We start from the raw sequence: 22,081 nt of genomic DNA, 5'->3' as shown, positions 1-22,081 counted from the left end.
ACGTAAATGGAGACACCGCGAGCACACGCGGCAGAGCCATTCTAATGAAGGGTTTCGCGCTGTCTAGCCTTACAAAGCATTATTTTTCTGTTGCCGTACTACGGATTTCGCAGGCCACGCCCTCTTGGTTCAGCAATCTGTCGGCCAGACCCCGGTGCAACCCGGCCGCTGCCGGGTCACCGAGCCTGTCGAGGGTGTCGGCCAGCCGGAGCTCCAGTGCCGCCTGTAGCCGTACGTCCCCCGCCCGCCTGGCCCACTCGACGGCCTCCTGGCAGGTGTGCAGGGACTCGTGCGGCCGGCCCGCGTACTCCTGCACCCGCGCCGCCTCGCTGAGCGCCCGCGCCTGGGCCGGCACGTCGCCGAGCCTGCGGTACCCGGCCGCCGCGGCGCGCCAGTTCCGCAGCGCCTCGCCGTACCGCCCGGCATAGGTGTGGACGGCGCCGAGCCGCCCGTACAGCCGCGCCTCGTCGGCCCGCTCCCCCTGGGTGAGCCGCTGCGCCAGCGCGCGGCCGTACCAGTCGGAGGCCCGCTGGAAGTCCCCCAGCTCGGCGTAGGCGCCACCTACGGATTCCATCGCACGGCCGGTGGCGTACGGGTCCTTCGCGGCGCGTCCGGCGTCCAGCGCGGCCCGGTAGCGGGCCAGCGCCTCCCGGGTGCGGCCGGTCCTGGCGTCGAGATCGGCGAGGTTGAGCAGCGCGGCGGCCCGCTCGCGCGGCAACTCCCGCCGCTCGGCGACGGCCAGCACCAGACCGTGCAGTCCGTACAGCTCGGGCGCGGCGGCCTCGGTGCCCCGGTGCACGGCCAGCGCCCGCACCAGCGCGGCCACCAACCGCCTTGCCAGGGTGTCGAGTTCACCGTCCTCGACGGCGATCCGGGCCGAGGCCAGCAGGGCGGGCCGGCGGATCCGCAGCCATTCGGCGGCCGCATCGGGGCCGGGGAAGCGCAGCGAACGCGGCAGCCCGGCGAGCTTGCGGCGGGCCGGGGAACCCTCGGGTTCGGTGACCGCCCGGCAGGACTGCAGCAGCCGTACGGTCCGCTCCAGCATCCGGGCCCTGGCGAGCTGGATCTCCGCCGGCCTGTCCCTGGCCTCCAGCAGCGCCCGCAGCAGTGGCGCGAGGCAGCCGGGCACCTCGTACTGCGGCTGGTCCGCGCCGTTGCTGTGCAGCAGCCCGAGCGCCACGAAGTCGTCGAGGGTCGTCTGGGCGGCCGAGACGGAGCAGCCGGCCAGCGCGGACGCGGTGTGGGCGTCGGCGAGTCCGGCGGGGGCGAGGGCGAGCAGTCGCAGTATCCGGGCGGCCGTCGGCGGCAGCGAGTCGTGGGCCAGCCGGAAGGCGCGGGCCAGCGGGCGGGAGCCGGTGGACTGCTCCGTGTCGTCAGGCAGTTCGCGCAGTCGTTTGGTGACATCGGCGACCGATGCCATGGGGCGGGCGGCGAGCCAGCCCCCGACCATCACCAGGGCGGCCGGCAGCCCTGCGCACTCCTCGGCGAGGGTCTCGGCGGTCCGCGGGTCGACGGTGATCCTGACCTCTCCGATGACGGGGGCGAGCAGCCGTACGGCGGAGCCCGCGTCCAGGCCGCCGATGGTGCAGGGGCGGACGCCGGGGATGCCGGTCAGCGGGCCGCCGGAGGTGGCGACGACCAGGCAGTCCGGGTTGTCCGGCAACAGCGGGTCGACCTGCTCCGCGTCCGCCGCGTCGTCCAGGAGCAGCAGGGCGCGGCGTCCGGCGAGCTCCTTGCGGACCATCTCGGAGAGTTCGTCCCCGTCCGCGCCGGGCGGCCCGGTGACACCCAGCTGGTCGAGCAGCTCGCGGGCGGTGCGCTCGGTGGGCACCGCCGCGCCGCCGGGATCGGTGAGCCGGGCGCGGAGCAGTCCGTCGGGGTGGTCGCCGGCGGCGAGCAGCCTGCGGGTGAGTTCACCGGCGAGTGCGGTGCGTCCGGAGCCGGGGCGTCCGGCGATCAGCAGGACCCGGGCGCGGGCGGCCTTGCGGCCGGCCAGGGTGTCCAGGCCGGCTCTTTCGATGTCGGTCCGCAGCTGCTTCAACTCGCGCTCGCGGCCGAAGAATTGGGGTGGGGCGGTGCCGGACGGCTCCTCGGTTCCCGCTGCCTTGGCCGGGCCGCTGGTGTCCACCGCCTGATCCGTCACGGGCCACGCTCCACTTCGCTGCACGCGTCGCCCGCCGGGACTCCGGTCAGGGCATTCCGAGCGTAGTTCAGGCGTGTGGACGATTTCCCTGGAGCACGGCGCGGAGGTCCCCCGATCGGATCAGCATCTTTTCCGATCGAAGGACCCCGGTGAACCGTTCAGCGGCCCCGCGGGCCACCGCCGGCCCTCGGACCGCCGGTCCTTCCCTACGGCCCGTCAGGCCTCGAACGGGCGGGCCGGCCACGGCGCCTCGGCCGGACGCAGCGACTCGATCCCGTCACCGGCGAGGACCGCCGCCAGCGAGAGGACGCCCACCACCAGGCAGTTGTTGTGCAGCTCCCCCGCGAGCACACCCCGTACCAGCTCCTGGAGCGGCACCCGGGCCAGCTCCATGTCGGCCTCCTCCTCGGAGACCTCGAAGCGCTCCCCGTCGGCCTCGGAGAGGTTCCGGGCCAGGAAGATCCGTACGGCTTCGTCGCAGCCGCCCGGCGTGGTGTAGACGTCGGTCAGCACCCGCCAGTCCTCGGCCTTGACGTACGCCTCCTCGTAGAGCTCGCGCTGCGCCGCGTGCAGCGGGTTCTCGCCGGGGACGTCGAGCAGTCCGGCCGGGATCTCCCAGAGCTTGTGGCGCACCGGGTGGCGGTACTGCCGCAGCACGACGACCCGGCCGTCGTCGTCGAGCGCGAGCACGGCGACCGAGCCCGGGTGGACCTGGTAGTCGCGGCGGACGACCGTGCCGTCCGGCATCACCACTTCGTCGGTGCGGACGCTGGTCTTGTTGCCGGTGAAGGGCGTCTCGGTCGCGGTGACCTGCCACTCCTCGGGCGTGTCCTGGAAACCCATCTACGTCCTCCCACGAAAAACAGAAACCGGGGTACGCATCCTCGAAGGATGCGTACCCCGGTCAACGGTAACGCCTGTGCGGCGCCGGACTACTTGCCCGACGGCTTGCCCTTGCCGTCACCGGCCGCGGCGCCCGTCTTGCGCTCGACGGCCGCCTTCACCAGGCCCGCGAAGAGCGGGTGCGGGCGGGTCGGGCGGGAGCGGAGCTCCGGGTGCGCCTGGGTGGCGACCAGGTAGGGGTGGATCTCGCGCGGGTACTCGACGTACTCGACGAGCTTGTTGTCCGGGGAGGTGCCGGAGAAGACCAGACCGGCCTTCTTCTCCAGCTCGGCCCGGTAGGCGTTGTTGACCTCGTAGCGGTGGCGGTGGCGCTCCTCCACGTACGGCTGGCCGTCGTACGCCTCGCGGACCAGCGAGCCCTCGGCCAGCTTCGCCGGGTACAGGCCGAGCCGCATGGTGCCGCCGAGGTCGCCCGCGCCCTCGACGTACGCCAGCTGCTCCTCCATCGTCGAGATGACGGGGTGCGCGGTGGCGGCATCGAACTCGGTGGAGTTGGCGTCGGGGATCTCGGCGAGGTTGCGCGCGGCCTCGATCACGATGCACTGGAGGCCGAGGCAGAGGCCGAGCAGCGGCACCTTGTTCTCGCGGGCGTACTGGATGGCGCCGATCTTGCCGTTGACACCGCGGTCGCCGAAGCCGCCGGGGACGCAGATCGCGTCGACGTCGCCGAGCTGCTTCGCGGCACCCGCCGCGGTCTTGCAGTCGTCCGAGGCGACCCACTTGACCTTGACCCGCGCCTTGTTGGCGAAGCCGCCGGCCCGGATGGCCTCGGTGACCGAGAGGTAGGCGTCGGGCAGGTCGATGTACTTGCCGACGAGCGCGACGGTGATCTCGTGGTCGGGGTTGTGGACGCGGTCCAGCAGGTCGTCCCACGTCGTCCAGTCGACGTCGCGGAACGGCAGGTCGAGCTTGCGCACGACGTAGGCGTCCAGGCCCTCGGTGTGCAGCACCTTCGGGATGTCGTAGATCGACTTGGCGTCCACGCAGGCCACCACGGCGGCCTCGTCGACGTCGCACATCAGCGAGATCTTGCGCTTGATGGCGGTCGGTACGTCGCGGTCGGCGCGCAGCACGATGGCGTCCGGCTGGATACCGATGTTGCGCAGCGCGGCGACGGAGTGCTGGGTCGGCTTGGTCTTGAGCTCGCCGGACGGGCCGATGTAGGGCAGCAGCGAGATGTGCACGACGAAGACGTTGTCCCGGCCGACCTCGTGGCGGACCTGGCGGACGGTCTCCAGGAACGGCAGCGACTCGATGTCCCCGACCGTGCCGCCGACCTCGGTGATGACGACGTCGACGTCGTCGGTGGCCATGCGGCGGATGCGGTGCTTGATCTCGTTGGTGATGTGCGGGATGACCTGCACGGTGTCACCGAGGTACTCGCCGCGCCGCTCCTTGGCGATCACCTGCGAGTAGACCTGGCCGGTGGTGACGTTGGCGGAGCCGTCGAGGTCGACGTCGAGGAAGCGCTCGTAGTGACCGATGTCCAGGTCGGTCTCGGCGCCGTCGTTGGTGACGAACACCTCACCGTGCTGGAAGGGGTTCATCGTGCCCGGGTCGACGTTGAGGTACGGGTCGAGCTTCTGCATCGTGACCCGAAGGCCGCGCGCCTTGAGCAGGGCACCGAGGCTGGAGGCAGTCAGACCCTTGCCGAGGGAAGAGGCGACACCCCCGGTGACGAAGATGTGCTTGGTCGTCGTGGATGTGGGCTGCATAGCCAAAGGGGGCTCCCGTGGTCGCGATCGTGAGGTGCGTACCGGCGTTTCGTCCGGAGACTCCGGAGGCGCCGTCGCTGCGGTTCGGGGGCCTCGTCTGCGGTTGCGGACGACCACCGGTCCACGGGCTACCAGGGTATCAGCGCCGAGGGGAGCCCGCTTCCGGCCGCATTCCGACGTCCACCTCGCATGATCACCACGAGTACTCGTACACACACTCGTTCGGGTCGGACGTGTTGCTGAGACCGTCGCGCGGATCATCGGGGTGCGTCGTATCCTGCTCGGACACTCGCCCAGGGCGAGGTGACGCGTTCGCAGGATCCCCCACAACAACCCCTTGCGACGACCTCTTTACCCGCAGTAATGCCCTACGGGGCGACATGGCCGTTCGACTGGAGATGCACGTGGCCGGGCGCATCGAGGATTACGCACTCATCGGAGACATGCAGACCGCCGCCCTGGTCTGCCGGGACGGCACAGTGGACTGGCTGTGCCTTCCCCGCTTCGATTCGCACGCCGTCTTCGCGGGACTGCTGGGTACCGAGGAGCACGGCTTCTGGCGCCTGGGACCCGCGCGGGCCGACGGGACACAGCCGCCGTCCGCGGACCGCCGCCGCTACCGCGGGGACTCCCTCATCCTGGAATCGGAGTGGGACACACCGCGCGGAACGGTCAGAGTGACCGATTTCATGCCGCCGCGTGACGGCGCGCCGCAGGTGATCCGGATCGTGGAGGGGATCAGCGGCCGGGTGCCGATGCGCTCGGAGCTGCGCATGCGGTTCAGCTACGGCCGGGTCACCCCATGGGTGCACAAGGTCGACGGCCGCACGGTCGCCGTCGCGGGCCCGGACTCCGTCTGGCTGGACACCCCCGCCGACACGTACGGCGAGAACCTCACGACGTACTCCGACTTCACGGTGGCGCCGGGTGACCGGATCGCGTTCACCATCAGCTGGCAGCCCTCGCACCACGAGCCGCCCGCCCTGCCGGACCCGGAGGGTTCGCTGGACGCGACCGCGGACTTCTGGCGCGAATGGGTCGAGCAGTGCACGTACCACGGGCCCTACCGCGAGGCGGTGGTCCGCTCCCTGATCACCCTCAAGGCCCTGACGTACGCGCCGACCGGCGGCATCGTCGCCGCGCCGACCACCTCCCTGCCGGAGGACATCGGCGGCTCCCGGAACTGGGACTACCGCTACACCTGGCTGCGCGATGCCGCGATCACGCTCTCCTCGCTGCTGCGCACCGGCTACCGCGAGGAGGCCCGCGCCTGGCGCGAGTGGCTGCTGCGGGCGGTCGCCGGCGACCCGGAGAACCTGCAGATCATGTACGGCATCGCGGGCGAGCGCGAGCTGGGCGAGGCCGAGCTGGACTGGCTGCCCGGTTACGAGAACTCCGGCCCGGTCCGGGTCGGCAACGGCGCGGCGGGCCAGCTCCAGCTGGACGTGTACGGCGAGGTCACCGAGGCACTCCACCTCGCCCACATGACCGGTCTGACCCGCAACGACTACGCGACGGGCCTCCAGCTCAAGCTGATCGAGTACCTGGAGAAGCACTGGGACGAGCCGGACGAGGGCATCTGGGAGGTACGCGGGCCGCGCCGCCACTTCGTCCACTCGAAGGTGATGGCCTGGGTCGCCGTCGACCGCACCATCAAGCTCATCGAGTCCGGGGACGCGGAAGGGCCGCTGGAGCGGTTGCACGAGCTGCGCGACGAAATCCACCGCGATGTCTGCGAGCGGGGCTACGACCCGGAGCGCAACACCTTCACCCAGTCCTACGGGTCGAAGGAACTGGACGCCTCGCTGCTGCTGATCCCCCAGATGGGCTTCCTGCCGCCGGACGACAAGCGCGTGATCGGCACGATCGAGGCGATCCAGCGCGAGCTGTCCACCGAGGACGGCTTCGTGCTGCGCTACCCCACCTCGGGCGAGGACGCGGGCGTCGACGGCCTGGAGGGCGACGAGGGTGCGTTCCTGGCCTGCTCGTTCTGGCTGGCGGACGACCTGGCGATGATCGGCCGGGTCGACGAGGCGCGTCAGCTCTTCGAGCGGCTGCTGGCCCTGCGCAACGACCTGGGCCTGCTCGCGGAGGAGTGGGACCCCCGGCTGCAGCGCCAGGTGGGGAACTTCCCGCAGGCCTTCAGCCATGTGCCGCTGATCGACACGGCGCTGCGCCTGACGGCGAGCGGGGCGTACGTCGGCTGACCCCCGGGTCACGGGGCGGGCACAGAGCCGCCCGCCCCGTGAGGTCTCACTGCGCCCCGGTCACGACCGGCAGCTCCGACGGCAGCCCCCACTCGCTCCAGGACCCGTCGTACACGGCCTGTCCCCGGTACCCGGCGAGCTCGGCCCCCAGTGCCAGAACGCACGCGGTGACACCCGATCCGCAGCTGACGACCAGCCGCTCGTGTTCCCCGGCGAGAGCGGCGAACACGGTGCGCAGCTCATCGGCCGGGCGCATCCGCCCGTCGCGCTGGAGCTCGCCGAAGGGCAGGCTGACCGCCCCCGGCATGTGCCCGCCGCGCAGCCCCGGCCGGGGTTCGGCGGCGGCTCCGGTGAACCGGTCCCGGGAGCGGGCGTCGAGGACCACCGCGGCCGGGTCGGCCAGGGCCGCCGCCACCTCCTCGCTGCCGACGAACATCCCCGCGCGCGGGGATGCGGTGAAGTCACCGGGCGTCGCGGCGGGCACCGGCCCGGCGCTCTCCAGCGGCAGCCCGGCCCCGGCCCAGGCGGGCAGGCCGCCGTCGAGGACCGCGACCCGGTCGAAGCCCATCGCCCGCAGCATCCACCAGGCCCGCGCGCTGGAGTAGATGCCCGCGCCGTCGTACGCGACGACGGTGTCGGTGCCGTTCACGCCGAGGGAGCGCAGCTCCTCGGTGAACCGGCCGGCGTCGGGCATCGTGTGCGGCAGCGGCCCCGAGTGGTCGGACAGCGCCCCGTCGATGTCGAAGACCCGCGCTCCGGGAATCCGCAGCTCGCCGCCCCGGTGCGCGCCGACCGAGGCGTCGAGGACGACCGTTCCCGGCCGGCCGAGCCGCCGCGCCAGCCAGTCGGCCCCGACCAGCGGGCCGGGAAGCTCCTGACTGCTCGCGTACACCGATACGTCGTCGCCCACGGCTGCTCCAGCTCCTGATCCGGATGTGAGGGCCACTCGGCCCGAACCGCGCGGCGCCCACAAGATCGCAGCGGCGCTCGTCCCGTGTCAACAGCGGTTCCGCGGCCCCCGGACTCCCCCGGTGGCTCCCCCGACGACGCCTCGGGCGTCCGGGGCCGGTACCTTCCTGAATCAGGGCGACCGCCCGTTGGACCCGAGTGAAGCGCGAGGCCAGAGCCAGTGGAGACGCAAGGCGGAATCACCGTGCAGCGAGCCCTTGAGCTGCCGGGGCTGCGCGGTGGGCTCCCGGAGGTGGTGGCCGGCGCGGACCGGCTGAACCGTACGGTGCGCTGGGTGCACGCGGGCGAGGTCCCCAACATCGCTTCGCTGCTCAAGGGCGGCGAACTGCTGCTCACCACCGGCCTCGGGCTCGGCACCCGCCCCGCCGAGCAGCGCGCCTTCGTCCGCAGGCTCGCCGACCGCCAGATCGCCGCCCTGGTGGTGGAGCTCGGGCCGCGCTTCAGCCGGCTGCCGGCGTCGATAGTGGACGCCGCCCGCACCGCGGGGCTGCCGCTGGTGCAGTTGCACCGCGAGGTGCCCTTCGTGACGGTGACCGAGGAGATCCACACCGAGATCGTCAACGGTCACTACGCGCTGCTGCGGCAGGCCGAGGACGTGCACCGGCGGTGCACCAAGGCGCTGCTCGGCGGTGGCGGGGTGCCCCAGGTGCTCGGCATCCTGGCGGACTTCGCGGCCAACCCGGTCTTCCTGGAGACGGCGGACGGCCAGTTGCTGTATGCGGCGGGCCCCGGGTCCGGTCCGGTCTGTGCCGATCCGCTCCAGGTGTGGGACGGGATGCGCGGCGGCCGGGCGGCCCGTGAGACACCGCCCACCGGTTCGGTGCTGGTGGATGTGCCGGGCGGCGGTCCGGGCACCGGTTCGGTACGGGCCAGGCTGGTGCTGCTGGCCGTCTCCGGGCCGCTGGTGACCGTGCACCGGATGGCGGCGGAGCGGGCGGCGGGGATCCTCGCCGTCGTGCTGATGCAGGCCCGCCAGGAGGAGGAGCTCGCGGCGCGCGGCCGGGGCGACTTCCTGACCGATCTCGCGGAAGGCCGGATCACGCCGGAGGACGCGCCCGCGCAGGCCCGAGTGCTGGGGTTCAGGCCGGCCGACATGCCGCTGCTGCCCGTCGTGATGCGGCTGGCCCCCGAGCTCTCGGTGTCCGGGAACTGGGCGTTGCTGGCGCGGGCGGTGCTGGAGGAGCTCTCGTCGGTGGGTGTGCCGGTGCTGCTGGGCGTACGGCCCGTGGAGGGCCGGGTTCCGGTGCTCCTCGGGCTGCGGTCCGAGTCGGAGCGCACGGCGGTCGCGGACCGGGTCGCGGCGGCGCTGCGGGCCGGTGTGGAGCGGGCCGGGCTGGAGCGGGCCGGTTCGCATCCGCCGGTCGTGGTGGTGGGCGTGGCGGGCGGCTGGGCGGCGGCCGGGGCGGGGCTGCGGCACGCGGCGGAGACGGCGACGGCCGCGCACGGCCTCAGCGACCGGCCCTGGTACGACGCCCGGCGCCTCGACATCGACCTGCTGCTGTGGCGGTTGCGGGACCACCCGGATCTGGCGGCCTTCGTGGAACGGGCGATCGGCCCGTTGCGCGATCACGACCGCACCTCGCGCCCGGCGCTGCTGCCGACGCTGGAGACGTATCTGGCTCACGCGGGCCGCAAGGCGGAGACTGCGCGGGAGCTGCATCTGAACCGTCAGACGCTGTACAACCGGCTGGCCAGGATCGGTGAGCTGCTCGGCACCGACCTGGACGACCCCCAGGCGGTGCTGGCGCTGAGCCTGGCTCTCCGGGCCCGCCGCCACACCTCGTAGCGGGCCGGTCGAGCGGCTCAGCGCGCCCGCGCCGCCAGCGGCTGGGTCAACTCGTCGTACACACTGAGCACTTGGGCGATCGTGTCGTCCTCGGTCGGCCAACTCGCCGCCTGCGCCAGCCCGGCGGCCGACATCTCCCCGCGCCGCCGGGGGTCCCCGAGCAGCCTGGCCACCGCCCGCGCCAGCGCCTCCGCGTTGCCGTACGGCACGAGTTCCGCGGCGTCCCCCACGAGTTCGGGCACCCCGCCGACCGCGGTGGCGACCAACGGGACGCCGAGCCGCAGCGCTTCCTGCGCCGCCACCGAACGCGCCTCCCAGCTGCTGGACAGTACGGCCAGATCCGCCGCGGCGAGCAGCTCGGCGCGGTCGTCGCGGCTGCCGACGAGCCGGACGGGCAGGTCCTCGTTCCTGATCCGGCGCTGCAGAGCGGCCCGTTCCCGCCCCTCGCCCACGACGACCAGGAGCGGTGCGGGGTCCAGTTCGCGCCAGAGCCGCGCGGCGTCGAGCAGGGTGCCGTACCCGTGATGCGGTACGAGGCTCCCGCAGGCGATGATCAACGGCCTTTCCACCGCACCGAGTTCGGCCCGCGCCTTGCCCTCGTGGGCGGCGGCGGGCAGCTGGGGTACGGGGGCGGAGACCGGCGCGAGCCGCGCGTCGCGCGCCCCTCGGCGCCGTGCCCGGTCGACCAGGTCCGATGTCGTGCCGAGCACAACCGCCGCCGCACGGGCGGCCCTTCGCTCCATCAGCCGGATCAGCCGGCTGCGGGCCCCTTCGACATGGGCGCGGGCGTGCCAGGTGACGACCAGCGGAACGCGCCGGCCGCCGAGCGCGAGGGCGGCGCGCACGGCGGCGTGCGGGCCGTGCGCGTGGACGACGTCCGCCGTCAGGCAGGCGGCGCGCAGGGCGGCGACGGAGACGGGGTCACTGCGCCGGGGTACGGGCGCGAAACGAGCCCCCGTACCGGAGTAGTCGTAGGCGTGGTCCAGTTCGGCCGGGGCGCAGACGGTGACGTGCACGCCTCTCGCCACCAGTCCCGCGGCCAGCGAGCTGACGTGGGCACTGCTGCCCGCGCTGCCGCCGCCCAGGACTTGGACCGTACGCAGCTGTGACACGTTGAATGGCTCCCGGGGCTCCCGAGTCGGCGGTGATTGCATCGCCAAGGATGCCAGTCCGTACGCACGTTCCGGCACAATCAGGCCGTCGTTGCGGCCCGCGCGGCAACTACCGGACGCGGCCTACCACTCGCACGGGTGAGAAACCGGCGCGCTGTTGCCCGCCGCGCCCCACGGCCTTCTCGGTCGGCGCTCCGACAGCACCCGGACGAGCCGGCTGATCCGGTCCCCGTACGCCGCCGCCGCGGCCAGTCCGGCGGCGTGCGCGAGAAGTCCGGCCCGGCCGCGTCCCGCGACGATCGCGACCCCGAGCGCGGCCCCCAGGGCATGGACCCCGGTGTCCCCGAGCATGGTCCGCTCCCCCAGGTCGTCGGCGACGAGCGCGGCCACGGCACCTATCGGCGCGGCGGCGAGGCCCCCCTGCGGCAGGCCCGGGGCCCCGAGGGCGAGCACGGTGGCGGCGGCCGCGCCGGGCCGCACGTCCACCAGATTGACGAGATGGGCGGTTCCGGCGATCACGACCGCGGCGAGCATCCGGTCGACGGGCCGCTCCTTGAGCAGCACGCCGGCCGCCAGCCCGGCGGCCCCGACCCCGAAGAGCTTCACCGCACCGCTGGTCACCTCGCCCTCCCGCAGCGCCCCCAGATGGGCGCGGAATCCGCGGCGCGGATCGTCCGCACCGACGAGGTCGTCGTACGCACCGCAGCCACCGGCCACCAGTACGGCGAGCGCGGTGGCGCACCGGGTACGGGCCGGCAGCGGCAGAACGGCCGTTCCGGCCGCGGCGCCGAGGACGGCGGCCGGACCCGCGTACAGATCGACGGCGCGGCCCGCGTAGTTGGCGCGCCGCCGGTGCGGGCGGGGCCGGGCCCGCAGCGTCCGGTACACACCCCCCGCCACGGCGGCGGCGACGGTACCGGACGTCACGGCCCTGCTGAACGCTGCTCCCATGCGCGCCAGACTACGCAGCGGACCGCCGCTGCGGCCGGGCGGGAGCCCGTGCCCGTAGCCCGTAGGCCCTACCCGTCCGACCTGGCCGCGGCCAGCAGTTCCTGCGCGTGGGCCCGTGCAGTCTGGGAGTCCTCCTGGCCCGCGAGCATCCGGGACAGCTCACGCACCCGGTCCTCGCCCTCCAGGACCGTGACCCCGCTGCTGGTCACCGATCCGTCGACGGTCTTCTCGACCAGCAGCTGCCGGTCCGCGAAGGCCGCCACCTGCGGCAGGTGCGTGACGACGACGACCTGGGCGGACCTGGCGAGCTTCGCGAGCCGCCGCCCGACCTCGACCGCGGCCTTGCCGCCGACGCCCGCGTCGACCTCGTCGAAGAGGTACGTGGGTACGGGGTCGGCGCCCGCGAAGACCACCTCGACGGCGAGCATCACCCGGGACAGCTCACCGCCCGACGCGCCCTTGGCGATCGGCCGGGGCTGGGCGCCGGGGTGCGGGGCCAGCAGCAGCTCGACCTCGTCGGCGCCGGACGGCCCGTAGACCACGCTCCGTCCGTCGATCTCGATGCCGGACGCCTCGTCGGCCGCCTCGGTCTGCCGGATGTCGAAGGAGACCCGGGCGTGCGGCATGGCCAGCGAGGCCAGCTCCGCGGTCACCGCCTCGGCGAAGAGCGCGGCCGCCCGGTTGCGCGCGTCGGTCAACGCCTGTCCTAGGCCGGAGAGTTCGGCCCGCAGCGCGTCGCGCTCGGCCGTCAGCTCACCGATCCGGTCGTCGTCGCCCTCCAGTTCGGTGAGCCGGGCGGCGCCCTCCCGGGCCCAGGCGAGCACGGCGCCGATGTCCTCGCCGTACTTCCGGGTGAGCGCGGTGAGCGCGGCGCGGCGCTCCTCCACCGCGGCGAGCCGCAGCGGGTCGGCGTCCAACTGGTCGGCGTACCCGGCCAGTTCACCGGCCACGTCGGAGAGCAGGATCGAGATCTCGCCGATCCGGTCGGCGAGCGCCGCCAGTGCCGGGTCGTGGGCGCGCACGGCGTCCAGGGAGCGTCCGGCGGCGGCGACCACGGTCGTCGCGTCGACGCCCTCCGGGTCCTCCGGATTGCCCGCGAGCGCGGTGTGCGCGAGGGCCGCGGCGGAGGCCAGCGCCTCCGCGTGGCCGAGCCGCTCGGCCTCGGCGGCGAGCTCGCCGTCCTCACCTGCCAGGGGTTCGACCGCGGCGATCTCGCCCAGCCCGAAGCGCAGCAGATCGGCTTCCTGGGCGCGTTCACGGGCCCGCGTCGTCAGCTCGTCGAGCTCCGTGACGACCGCCCGCAGCCGCCGGTAGGCCGCCGCGTACTCGGCGTGCGGCACGGCGACACCGTCGCCCGCGTACCGGTCGAGCGCCTGTCGCTGCCGGGCGGGCTTGAGCAGCCCCTGCTGGTCGGTCTGGCCGTGCACGGCCACGAGTTCGTCGGCGAGTTCGGCGAGCACGCCGACCGGCACGGACCGGCCGCCGAGATGCGCCCGGGAGCGCCCCTCCGCGGAGACGGTACGGCTGATCAGCAGCGCGCCGTCCTCGATCTCTGCCCCGGCCTCCTCGGCCCGCAGGGCGACGGTGTCGCCGTCGGACACCGTGATCCGCCCCTCGACGACGGCTGCCCTGGCCCCGATCCGTACCAGGGCGGGGTCGGCGCGCCCGCCGAGCAGCAGCCCCAGACTGGTGACGACCATGGTCTTGCCCGCGCCGGTCTCGCCCGTCACCGCGGTGAAGCCGGGTGACAGCTCCACCACCGCGTCGTCGATGACTCCGAGCGACCGTATCCGCATCTCCTCCAACACGGACACGACCTTACGAGGTCCGGAGCCCGATGTGCGACGGACCCCGTCCCCGGGGCTCACCCTTCCGGGTATCCGCCCGGCATCCACAACACCTCCGGGGGAATGTCCGCCGGTCAGTGCGGTGCGCCGCGCCACCCGGAGACCGGCAGTGCGAATTTCGCGACCAGCCGGTCCGTGAACGAGGCGTGGTGCAGCCGCGCCAGCCGTACGGGCACCGCGCCGCGCCGCACCTCGACCCGCGCTCCCGCGGGCAGCTCCACGGTCCGGCGCCCGTCGCACCACAGCACCCCGTGCGGGGTGTGCTGCTGGACCTCGACGGCGAGCACCGACGTCGGGGAGGTCACCAGCGGCTTGGCGAACAGCGCATGGGCGCTGATCGGCACCATCAGCAGCGCCTCGACCTCGGGCCAGACGACGGGACCGCCCGCCGAGAAGGCGTAGGCGGTCGATCCGGTCGGGGTCGCGCAGACGATCCCGTCGCAGCCGAATCCGGTCACGGGACGGCCGTCGATCTCCAGGACGACCTCCAGCATCCGCTCGGGCGACACCTTCTGCACGGCCGCCTCGTTGAGCGCCCAGTCGGTGTGGACGATGTCGCCGTTGCTGTGCACGAGGACGTCGAGCGTCATGCGCTCCTCGACCTGGTACGCCCGGGTGACGACCCGGTCGACGACCTTGTCCAGGTCGTCCCGCTCGGCCTCGGCGAGGAAGCCGACCCGGCCGAGGTTGACGCCGAGCATCGGCACCCCGGAGGCGCGGGAGAACTCGGCGCCGCGCAGCAGCGTCCCGTCCCCGCCGAGCACGATCAGCAGTTCACAGCCGTCCACGGCCTTGGGCGTGGTGTCCGTGACCGTCTCGACGGACGGCGGCAGCGGCAGATCGGCGGCCTCGGTGGCCAGCACCCGGACGCCGAGGCCGCTGCGCAGCAGCCCCTGTACAACCAGTTCGGCACTGCGGATCGCGGCCGGACGGCCGGTATGTGCCAGAAGAAAGACAGTTCGTGCCGCATTCGTCGTCAACGAGGCCCCTCCGCCACTGCACGGTCGACATCTGCGGGATCCGGCTCAGGTGCTCCTGCCCGCAGCCAGAGAAAGTACTCGACATTTCCCGAGGGCCCCGGCAGCGGGCTCGCCGTCACCCCCCGCACCCCGAGCCCCAGCGCCCAGGCCCGGCGTGCCACTTCCCGTACCGCTTCGGCCCGCAGCTCGGGGCTGCGCACCACACCACCGCTGCCCAGCCGTTCCTTGCCCACCTCGAACTGCGGCTTGACCATGAGGACCAGGTCCGCGTCGGGGGCGGCGCAGCGCGCCAGGGCGGGCAGTACGAGACCCAGCGGGATGAACGACAGATCGCCGACCACCAGGTCCACCGGCTGCCCGTCGATCGCCTCCAGCGTCAGCTCCCGTACGTTGGTGCGGTCCTTGACGGTGACGCGCTCATCGGACCGGAGCGACCAGGCGAGCTGCCCGTAGCCGACGTCGACGGCGACGACATGGCCGGCGCCGGCCCTCAGCAGCACGTCGGTGAAGCCACCGGTCGACGCCCCGGCGTCCAGCGCCCGCCGCCCCTCGACCTTCAGTCCGAGGGGTACGAAGGCGGCGAGGGCGCCGGCGAGCTTGTGCCCGCCGCGCGAGACGTACTCGGGGTCGCTGTCGTCCTTGATCACGACGACGGCGGCGCTGGTCTCGACCTGGGTGGCGGGTTTGGTCGCGGTGTTCCCGCCGACGGTCACCCGCCCTGCGGCGATCAGCTGGCTCGCATGCTCGCGCGAGCGGGCGAGCTTACGGCGTACCAGCTCGGCGTCGAGGCGGCGACGTGCCACTCCTGCCACGTTCGGTTCAGCTCCTGTTGTCGTACGAGGGCATCGGTGCGGGTACCGGTGCGGGTGTGGGCCCGGCGTCCAGCGCGGTCAGCGTTTCGCGCAGCCCACGGTGTACATCCTCGTACACCTCGATGTGTCCGTCCGCCGGGAGGTGGTCCGCATCGGCGAGACGCTCCAGCCCCGCGTCCACCCCGGCGTTGCCGGTAGGGGTGCGCGCGACGCCGAGGGGCACGGGCGCGGCGGGGTCGAGCGGGGTCCCGGCGGCCGGGTCCGTGCCCTCGCCGGACGGGTCCTCCGCCTCGCTCCCGGGCAGTGTTCCGGCTGCCGTCCCCGGCTCCGGCGTCGAGTCGCTCATGCGGGAAACGCTACCGCGAAGGGCTGCGGTACCGTCGATCACAATGGCGACCATGGCGGAGTGCCGCAGCGCACTCGACAAACTGTCCGACAGCCTCGCGGGGGCCGACGGCGACGTGCGCAGCGCGGCTGCCCTCGACCGCTCGCTGAGCTGCCACATCAAGGACCTCGACATCACCTTCACCGGCCGGCTGGCCGATGGCCGGATCCAGGTCCTGGACACGGTCGAGGGCCCGCCCCGCGAGAAGGCCGAGATCCGGCTCGCGATGACCGGTGACGACCTGGTGGCCATGGTGGACGGCGATCTGAACTTCGCCAAGGCATGGGGTTCGGGCCGGGTCCGCCTGGAGGCCGGCTTCCGCGATCTGCTGAGACTCAGGTCGCTGCTGTAGGCGGTACGGGCCGGCCTTCCGCCGACCACTGCTCAGCCCCCGGCCGACGCCCCGGCGGGCGCCCTGCCCCGTACGCCCGCCCCGTCGCCGCGCGGCCTGCGCGCGGCCGGTACCACCAGCGGGGTCCCGGTCTCCGGATCGTCGATGACCTGACAGCGCAGCCCGAAGACCCGCTCCACCAGCTCCGCGGTGACGACCTCGCCCGGTGCGCCCTCGGCGATCACCTCGCCCTCCCGCATCGCGATCAGGTGGGTGGCGTAGCGCGCCGCGTGATTCAGGTCGTGCAGGACGGCGACCAGGGTGCGCGCCTGCGTCTCGTGCAGCTCCGCGCAGAGGTCGAGGACATCGATCTGGTGCTGGATGTCGAGATACGTCGTCGGCTCGTCGAGCAGCAGCAGCGGCGTCTGCTGGGCGAGCGCCATGGCGATCCAGACGCGCTGGCGCTGCCCGCCGGACAATTCGTCGACATACCGATCGGCGAGCGCGCCGACTCCGGTCGCCGCCATCGATTCCTCGACAATCCGTTCGTCGTCCGGCGACCACTGACGCAGCAGCCCCTGATGCGGGTACCGGCCGCGCCCGACGAGGTCGGCGACGGTGATGCCGTCCGGCGCGATGGAGGACTGCGGCAGCAGCCCCAGCGTTCTGGCGACCTTCTTCGCCGGCATCCCGTGGATCGCCTGCCCATCCAGGAGCACCCGCCCGCTCTCCGGCTTCAGCATCCGCGAGAGCGCGCGCAACAGGGTCGACTTGCCACAGGCGTTGGGGCCGACGATCACCGTGAACGAGTGGTCGGGAATCTCGACCGAGAGATTCTCCGCGATGACCCGCCGGTCGTAGCCGAGGGTCACCGAGTCCGCGGTGAGGCGCTGCATGGTCGTACTCCCGGAGTCGCAGGTGATCGGGTGCGGGACGACGACACACCGAGCAGGACAAAGTTAGGTTAGCCTACCCTCCTTTGCGTGGGTGTCGCCGGGAGCCCTCCCGCTACAGCCCCAGCCTGGCGACCGCTTTCCCGGTGTCCAGCCCGCACGAACCGTCCCCGGCGTACGACCACGCCGCCCCGCAGAGCGCCCGCAGCCCGTCGAGTACGTCCCCGTCCCCCTCCAGCACCAGCTCGTCCCCGCGCGCCGACGCCGTCCAGCCCCCGCACACGAAGCCCTCGCCGCTCTGCGCCACCCCGGGCTGCCCGGTCAGCAGACCCCGCAGGTCCGCGTCCACATACGTCGGCCGGTGCTTCGGCACGGCGGCCAGCAGCTGCGCCGCGTCCGTCACCCCGGTGAGCACCAGCAGGGAGTCCACGCCGCCGTTGAACGCGCCCTCGATGTCCGTGTCCAGCCGGTCACCGACCACCAACGGGCGTTCGGCCCCGGTCCGCAGCACCGTCTCCCGGTGCATCGGCGGCAACGGCTTCCCGGCGACCTGGGGCTCGGCCCCGGTGGCGATCCGTACGACCTCCACCGCCGCACCGTTCCCCGGTGCGATTCCCCGGGCGCTCGGAATCGTCAGATCCGTGTTGGACGCGAACCACGGCACCCCGCGCGCGATCGCGTACGCGGCCTCGGCGAACCGCCCCCAGGCCATGTCGGGCCCGCCGTACCCCTGCGCCACCGCGACCGGCTCGTCGTCCGCCGACTCCACCGGCACCAGACCCCGCTCCCGCAGCGCGACCCGCAGCCCCTCGCCGCCCACCACCAGCACCCGGGCGTCGGCGGGCAGCTGGTCGGCCATCAGCCGGGCGACCGCCTGCGCCGAGGTGATCACATCGGCGGGCTCCGCCGGAACACCGAGTTCGGTCAGGTGCCCGGCCACCGCGGCAGGTGTCCGCAGGGCATTGTTGGTCACGTACGCCAGGTGCATCCCGCCGTCCCGCGCCGCCGCCAGCGAGTCGACGGCATGGACGATCGCGTGACCGCCCGCGTACACCACCCCGTCGAGATCGAGCAGCGCCGTGTCGTACGCCTCGTTCAGCGCGGTGCTGCTGCCGCTCGGCCTGGTCCTGCTCACCTGACTCATTCTTTGCGCTCCTCGTCCCATGCTTTCTGTTCCGATCATCGCGCATGCCGTCCGCGCACATACGATGCAGAAATGAACACATCAGGTCCGGCCGGCCAGGGACTGCGTCTGATTCCGTTCCGTGGACTGCGATACGTCCCCGAGCGGGTCGGCAGCCTTGCCGCGGTGACCTCACCGCCGTACGACGTCGTCGTCCGGCCCGACGGGCTGCACCACCTGGAGTCGGCGGATCCGTACAACATCGTCCGGCTCATACTCCCGCAGGCGGAAACGGCCGCGGCCCGCCACGAACAGGCGGCACAGACCCTGAACCGCTGGCTGGCCGAGGGCGTCCTCGCGCCGGACAGCGAGCCCGCGCTGTACGTCTACGAGCAGCGCGACGCCGAAATCCTGCAACGCGGCGTCGTCGGGGCGCTGGCGCTCTCGGCCCCCGCGGACGGCATCGTCCTGCCGCACGAGGACGTGATGGCCCATGTCGTCGAGGACCGGGCCGACCTGATGCGCACCACGGCCGCCCACTTCGAACCCCTGCTGCTCACCTACCGCAGCGACTGCGACGGCCCGGGCGCGACCGCCGTCATCGAGCGGACCACGGACCGCCCGCCGCTGCTCGCCACCACCACCGAGGACGGGTACCACCACCGGCTCTGGGCGGTCACCGACCCGGCCGAACGCGCCGAGATCGAGACCGATCTCGCCCGCCACCAGGCGCTGATCGCCGACGGCCACCACCGCTGGGCCACGTACCTCCGCCTCCAGCAGGAGCACACCACTCCCGGCCCCTGGGACTTCGGCCTGGTCCTCCTCGTCGACACGGCCCGCTACCCGCTCCGGGTCCGCGCCATACACCGACTGCTGCACCGCCTCCCGGTCGCCGACGCACTCGCCGCACTGGACGGCCTCTTCCGCATCCGCGACCTGGACGGACCGCTCCCCCGGGCCCTGGACGCACTCGCTGAGGCGGCCGCCGAGGGCAACGCGTTCCTGCTCGCCGGCGACGGCGGCTTCCATCTCGTCGACCGCCCCGACCCCGGCCTGCTGTCCCGCACGATCCCCACCGACCGCCCGGCCGCCTGGCAGACCCTCGACGCGACGGTCCTGCACGCGGCCCTGCTCGACCACGTCTGGCAGATCCCCGACACCCCGGAACACATCGCGTACATCCACGACACCGCAGCCGCCGTCGAACAGGCCGAGCGTCACCACGCGACGGCGGTCCTGATGCATCCGGTACGCGAAGAAGTCGTCCGGGACCTCGCCCGGCAGGGCGTCACCATGCCCCGCAAGTCGACCTCCTTCGGCCCCAAGCCGGCCACCGGCCTGGTCCTGCGAAGCCTCGACCTCGGCTGACCCGCGGACGACAAAAAGCGGCCAACAAAAAAGAGGGCGGCACCCCGGAAGGGGTGCCGCCCTCTTTTTCACGCCTTACGCCTCGGACGTACGCCCCTTGTCCTCGTCGTCCCCGTCGTTCTCGTCCCCGTCCTCATCCTCGTCGAGGGCGTCGACGAACTCGACACCGTCCATCTCGGCGAGCCGGTCGGACGCATCGGTCGAGCCGTCCTTGTCGGCCTCCAGGGCCTTCCCGAACCACTCACGCGCCTCGTCCTCGCGCCCGGCCGCCAGCAGCGCGTCGGCGTACGCGTAGCGCAGCCGGGCCGTCCACGGGTGCACGGCGTTCGACGCGAGCTCGGAGCTCTGCAGGGTGACGATGGCCGCGTCGAGCTGCCCCATGTCCCTACGCGCCCCGGCGGCCACCAGCCGCATCTCGACCTGCCCGGCCTTGTCGAGCTTCTGCACCTCGGGCTCGCCGGCCATGGCCAGCGCCCGCTCGGGCCGCCCGAGCCCACGCTCGCAGTCGGCCATGACGGGCCACAGTTCCACGGACCCGGTCATCCGCTTGGCGGCCCGGAACTCGGCCAGCGCCTCCGAGTACTTCTGCGTGGCGTACGCGGCGAACCCGGCCGCCTCACGCACCGCGGCCACCCGCGAGGCCAGCCGGAGCGCGATCCGCGAGTACGCGTACGCCTGCTCCGGGTCCTCGTCGATCAGCCGGGCCACCATGACGAGGTTGCGCGAGACATCCTCGGCCAGGGTCTTCGGCAGGCTCATCAGCTCCTGCCGCACATCCTTGTCGATCTCGTCACCGGTGACGTCCTCGGGAATCGGAAGCCGCTTGATGGGCTCGCGGTCCCGGTCGTCCCGACGCTCGTACCCGCCACGGTCGTCACGCCCGCGGTAGCCGCCCCGGCCACCGCGATCGTCCCGCTGGCCGCGGTATCCCCCGCCCCGGCTGTCGTCACGCCGGAAGCCACCGCCGGAGCCGCCACCACGGCTGTCGTCGCGCCGGTAGCCACCACCGCGGCTGTCGTCATCACGGCGGGGGCCGCGCGGCCGGTCGTCACGCCGCTCGAACCCAGCCGACGGACGCCCACCACGGTCATCGTCCCGACGCGGCCCACGATCACGATCGCGGTCGCGGTCATCGCGACGGAACCCACCACCGCGATTGTCATCACGCCGGAAGCCACCACCGGAACCACCGCGACTGTCGTCACGCCGGAAGCCACCACCGGAGCCGCCACCACGGCTGTCGTCGCGCCGGTAGCCACCACCGCGGCTGTCGTCATCACGGCGGGGGCCGCGCGGCCGGTCGTCACGCCGCTCGAACCCAGCCGACGGACGCCCACCACGGTCGTCATCACGACGCGGCCCACGGAACCCACCACGCTCATCGTCCCGACGCGGCCCACGATCACGATCGCGGTCGCGGTCATCGCGACGGAACCCACCACCGCGATTGTCATCACGCCGGAAGCCACCACCGGAACCACCGCGGCTGTCGTCACGCCGGAAGCCACCACCGGAGCCGCCACCACGGCTGTCGTCGCGCCGGTAGCCACCACCGCGGCTGTCGTCATCACGGCGGGGGCCGCGCGGCCGGTCGTCATGGCGCTGGAAGCCAGCGGCGGGGCCGCCACCACGGCTGTCGTCACGGCGCGGCCCTCGGTCACGATCGCGGTCGCGGTCGTCGCGACGGAAGCCGCCGCCACCGCTTCCGCCGGTGGGCCGGCTGTCGTCACGCCGGTAGCCACCACGGTCGTTGTCCCGGCGCGGTCCGCCGGAGCGGTCGTCACGACGGCCGCTGAAGCCGCCTCGGTCACCACCGTCCCGGCGACGCGGCTCGCGCTCCGAACGATCGTCGGGAGAGTTGGTGGACATCGGTGTGACTCCTGTCATCGGGTACTACAAGACATTCTGGCGCAGCCGGACATCCGACGCGCTTCGACAAAAACAAAAGGACCCTTGGTCCCAGCGTGAACGCTGGGACCAAGGGTCCTTGAAAGATTGTTCGGCGGCGTCCTACTCTCCCACAGGGTCCCCCCTGCAGTACCATCGGCGCTGAAAGGCTTAGCTTCCGGGTTCGGAATGTAACCGGGCGTTTCCCTAACGCAATGACCACCGAAACACTATCGGGCCACCCCGCAAAGCGGGATATCGGCACTTAGCGAACAAGCACACTTTTCAATTAAGTAGTGAAGCTGTTCAACCGGTGCGACTGTTCGCAACCCGGGAACAACACAGTGGACGCGAGCAACTGAGGACAAGCCCTCGGCCTATTAGTACCAGTCAGCTCCACCCGTTACCGGGCTTCCACATCTGGCCTATCAACCCAGTCGTCTACTGGGAGCCTTAACCAATCAAGTTGGTGGGAATACTCATCTCGAAGCAGGCTTCCCGCTTAGATGCTTTCAGCGGTTATCCTTTCCGAACGTAGCCAACCAGCCATGCCCTTGGCAGAACAACTGGCACACCAGAGGTTCGTCCGTCCCGGTCCTCTCGTACTAGGGACAGCCCTTCTCAATATTCCTACGCGCACAGCGGATAGGGACCGAACTGTCTCAC

The 22,081-nt window shown here is 72.5% G+C and carries 18 protein-coding genes and 2 rRNA genes; 4 read left to right on the top strand and 16 right to left on the bottom strand.

Features of this window, described 5'->3' with window-relative positions; all coding sequences use genetic code 11:
* Positions 1–79: 79 nt before the first annotated feature.
* The 3 genes from BT364_RS06970 to BT364_RS06960 all read right to left on the bottom strand — a co-directional run bounded on the left by BT364_RS06970 (position 80) and on the right by BT364_RS06960 (position 4,761).
* Positions 80–2,143, bottom strand: a complete 2,064-nt coding sequence (locus BT364_RS06970; protein WP_072484238.1) for a tetratricopeptide repeat protein — start codon at positions 2,141–2,143, stop codon at positions 80–82.
* 216 nt (positions 2,144–2,359) lie between these two features.
* Positions 2,360–2,986 (bottom strand): NUDIX domain-containing protein, encoded by a 627-nt coding sequence (locus tag BT364_RS06965; RefSeq protein ID WP_072484237.1) that lies wholly within the window; start codon positions 2,984–2,986, stop codon positions 2,360–2,362.
* An 89-nt stretch (positions 2,987–3,075) separates the two neighbouring features.
* Positions 3,076–4,761 (bottom strand): CTP synthase, encoded by a 1,686-nt coding sequence (locus BT364_RS06960; protein WP_072484236.1) that lies wholly within the window; start codon positions 4,759–4,761, stop codon positions 3,076–3,078.
* A 380-nt stretch (positions 4,762–5,141) separates the two neighbouring features.
* Between BT364_RS06960 and BT364_RS06955 the strand changes: the two genes are divergently transcribed.
* Positions 5,142–6,968, top strand: coding sequence for a glycoside hydrolase family 15 protein (locus tag BT364_RS06955; RefSeq protein WP_177328048.1), 1,827 nt, complete (start codon positions 5,142–5,144; stop codon positions 6,966–6,968).
* Positions 6,969–7,014: 46 nt separating this feature from the next.
* On the opposite strand, the gene BT364_RS06950 is transcribed toward BT364_RS06955, so the two are convergent.
* A complete protein-coding gene (locus BT364_RS06950) occupies positions 7,015–7,878 on the bottom strand; it encodes a sulfurtransferase (RefSeq protein ID WP_072484235.1) in 864 nt (287 codons plus the stop codon).
* Between the two features lie 219 nt (positions 7,879–8,097).
* On the opposite strand from BT364_RS06950, the gene BT364_RS06945 reads away from it, so the two are divergent.
* On the top strand, positions 8,098–9,723 hold the full coding sequence (locus BT364_RS06945; protein WP_072484234.1) for a PucR family transcriptional regulator: 1,626 nt from the start codon (positions 8,098–8,100) through the stop codon (positions 9,721–9,723).
* Between the two features lie 17 nt (positions 9,724–9,740).
* Here BT364_RS06945 and BT364_RS06940 read toward each other — a convergent pair whose 3' ends face one another.
* From BT364_RS06940 to BT364_RS06915, 6 genes are all read right to left on the bottom strand, one after another.
* Positions 9,741–10,835: a glycosyltransferase family 4 protein gene (locus BT364_RS06940; RefSeq protein ID WP_072484233.1), complete on the bottom strand. Its 1,095-nt coding sequence runs from the start codon at positions 10,833–10,835 to the stop codon at positions 9,741–9,743.
* Positions 10,836–10,958: 123 nt separating this feature from the next.
* Positions 10,959–11,786, bottom strand: coding sequence for a hypothetical protein (locus tag BT364_RS06935; protein ID WP_072484232.1), 828 nt, complete (start codon positions 11,784–11,786; stop codon positions 10,959–10,961).
* Between the two features lie 68 nt (positions 11,787–11,854).
* On the bottom strand, positions 11,855–13,582 hold the full coding sequence (gene recN, locus BT364_RS06930; protein WP_072484567.1) for a DNA repair protein RecN: 1,728 nt from the start codon (positions 13,580–13,582) through the stop codon (positions 11,855–11,857).
* Between the two features lie 125 nt (positions 13,583–13,707).
* Positions 13,708–14,613, bottom strand: coding sequence for an NAD kinase (locus BT364_RS06925; RefSeq protein WP_072484231.1), 906 nt, complete (start codon positions 14,611–14,613; stop codon positions 13,708–13,710).
* Positions 14,610–15,425: a TlyA family RNA methyltransferase gene (locus tag BT364_RS06920; protein ID WP_072484230.1), complete on the bottom strand. Its 816-nt coding sequence runs from the start codon at positions 15,423–15,425 to the stop codon at positions 14,610–14,612. The genes BT364_RS06925 and BT364_RS06920 overlap by 4 nt, the downstream gene beginning before the upstream one ends.
* Positions 15,426–15,432: 7 nt before the next feature.
* Positions 15,433–15,771: a hypothetical protein gene (locus BT364_RS06915; protein ID WP_177328047.1), complete on the bottom strand. Its 339-nt coding sequence runs from the start codon at positions 15,769–15,771 to the stop codon at positions 15,433–15,435.
* 43 nt (positions 15,772–15,814) lie between these two features.
* On the opposite strand from BT364_RS06915, the gene BT364_RS06910 reads away from it, so the two are divergent.
* Positions 15,815–16,162: an SCP2 sterol-binding domain-containing protein gene (locus BT364_RS06910; RefSeq protein ID WP_072484229.1), complete on the top strand. Its 348-nt coding sequence runs from the start codon at positions 15,815–15,817 to the stop codon at positions 16,160–16,162.
* Between the two features lie 32 nt (positions 16,163–16,194).
* Here the strand turns inward: BT364_RS06910 and BT364_RS06905 are convergent, their stop codons facing one another.
* Positions 16,195–17,037, bottom strand: coding sequence for an ABC transporter ATP-binding protein (locus BT364_RS06905; RefSeq protein ID WP_072484228.1), 843 nt, complete (start codon positions 17,035–17,037; stop codon positions 16,195–16,197).
* 112 nt (positions 17,038–17,149) lie between these two features.
* Positions 17,150–18,178: an HAD hydrolase-like protein gene (locus BT364_RS06900; protein ID WP_072484227.1), complete on the bottom strand. Its 1,029-nt coding sequence runs from the start codon at positions 18,176–18,178 to the stop codon at positions 17,150–17,152.
* Positions 18,179–18,250: 72 nt separating this feature from the next.
* Between BT364_RS06900 and BT364_RS06895 the strand changes: the two genes are divergently transcribed.
* Positions 18,251–19,528 (top strand): DUF1015 domain-containing protein, encoded by a 1,278-nt coding sequence (locus BT364_RS06895; RefSeq protein ID WP_072484226.1) that lies wholly within the window; start codon positions 18,251–18,253, stop codon positions 19,526–19,528.
* Positions 19,529–19,603: 75 nt separating this feature from the next.
* Here BT364_RS06895 and BT364_RS42220 read toward each other — a convergent pair whose 3' ends face one another.
* From BT364_RS42220 to BT364_RS06880, 4 genes are all read right to left on the bottom strand, one after another.
* The gene (locus BT364_RS42220) at positions 19,604–20,287 is read right to left on the bottom strand and encodes a tetratricopeptide repeat protein (RefSeq protein WP_218172409.1); all 684 of its coding nucleotides are present in this window, start codon (positions 20,285–20,287) and stop codon (positions 19,604–19,606) included.
* Entirely contained in the window at positions 20,287–21,258 is a 972-nt protein-coding gene (locus BT364_RS43935; protein ID WP_218172408.1) for a hypothetical protein, read from the bottom strand. Before BT364_RS43935 ends, BT364_RS42220 begins: the two co-directional genes overlap by 1 nt.
* 267 nt (positions 21,259–21,525) lie before the next feature.
* Positions 21,526–21,642, bottom strand: a 5S ribosomal RNA gene (gene rrf, locus BT364_RS06885).
* Between the two features lie 133 nt (positions 21,643–21,775).
* Positions 21,776–22,081, bottom strand: a 23S ribosomal RNA gene (locus BT364_RS06880); the annotation flags it as partial.

This window comes from Streptomyces atratus, from assembly GCF_900119365.1.
Lineage (GTDB): Bacteria > Actinomycetota > Actinomycetes > Streptomycetales > Streptomycetaceae > Streptomyces > Streptomyces atratus_B.
Note: the sequence above shows the minus strand (reverse complement) of the source record. Positions and strands in the feature narration are given on the sequence as shown.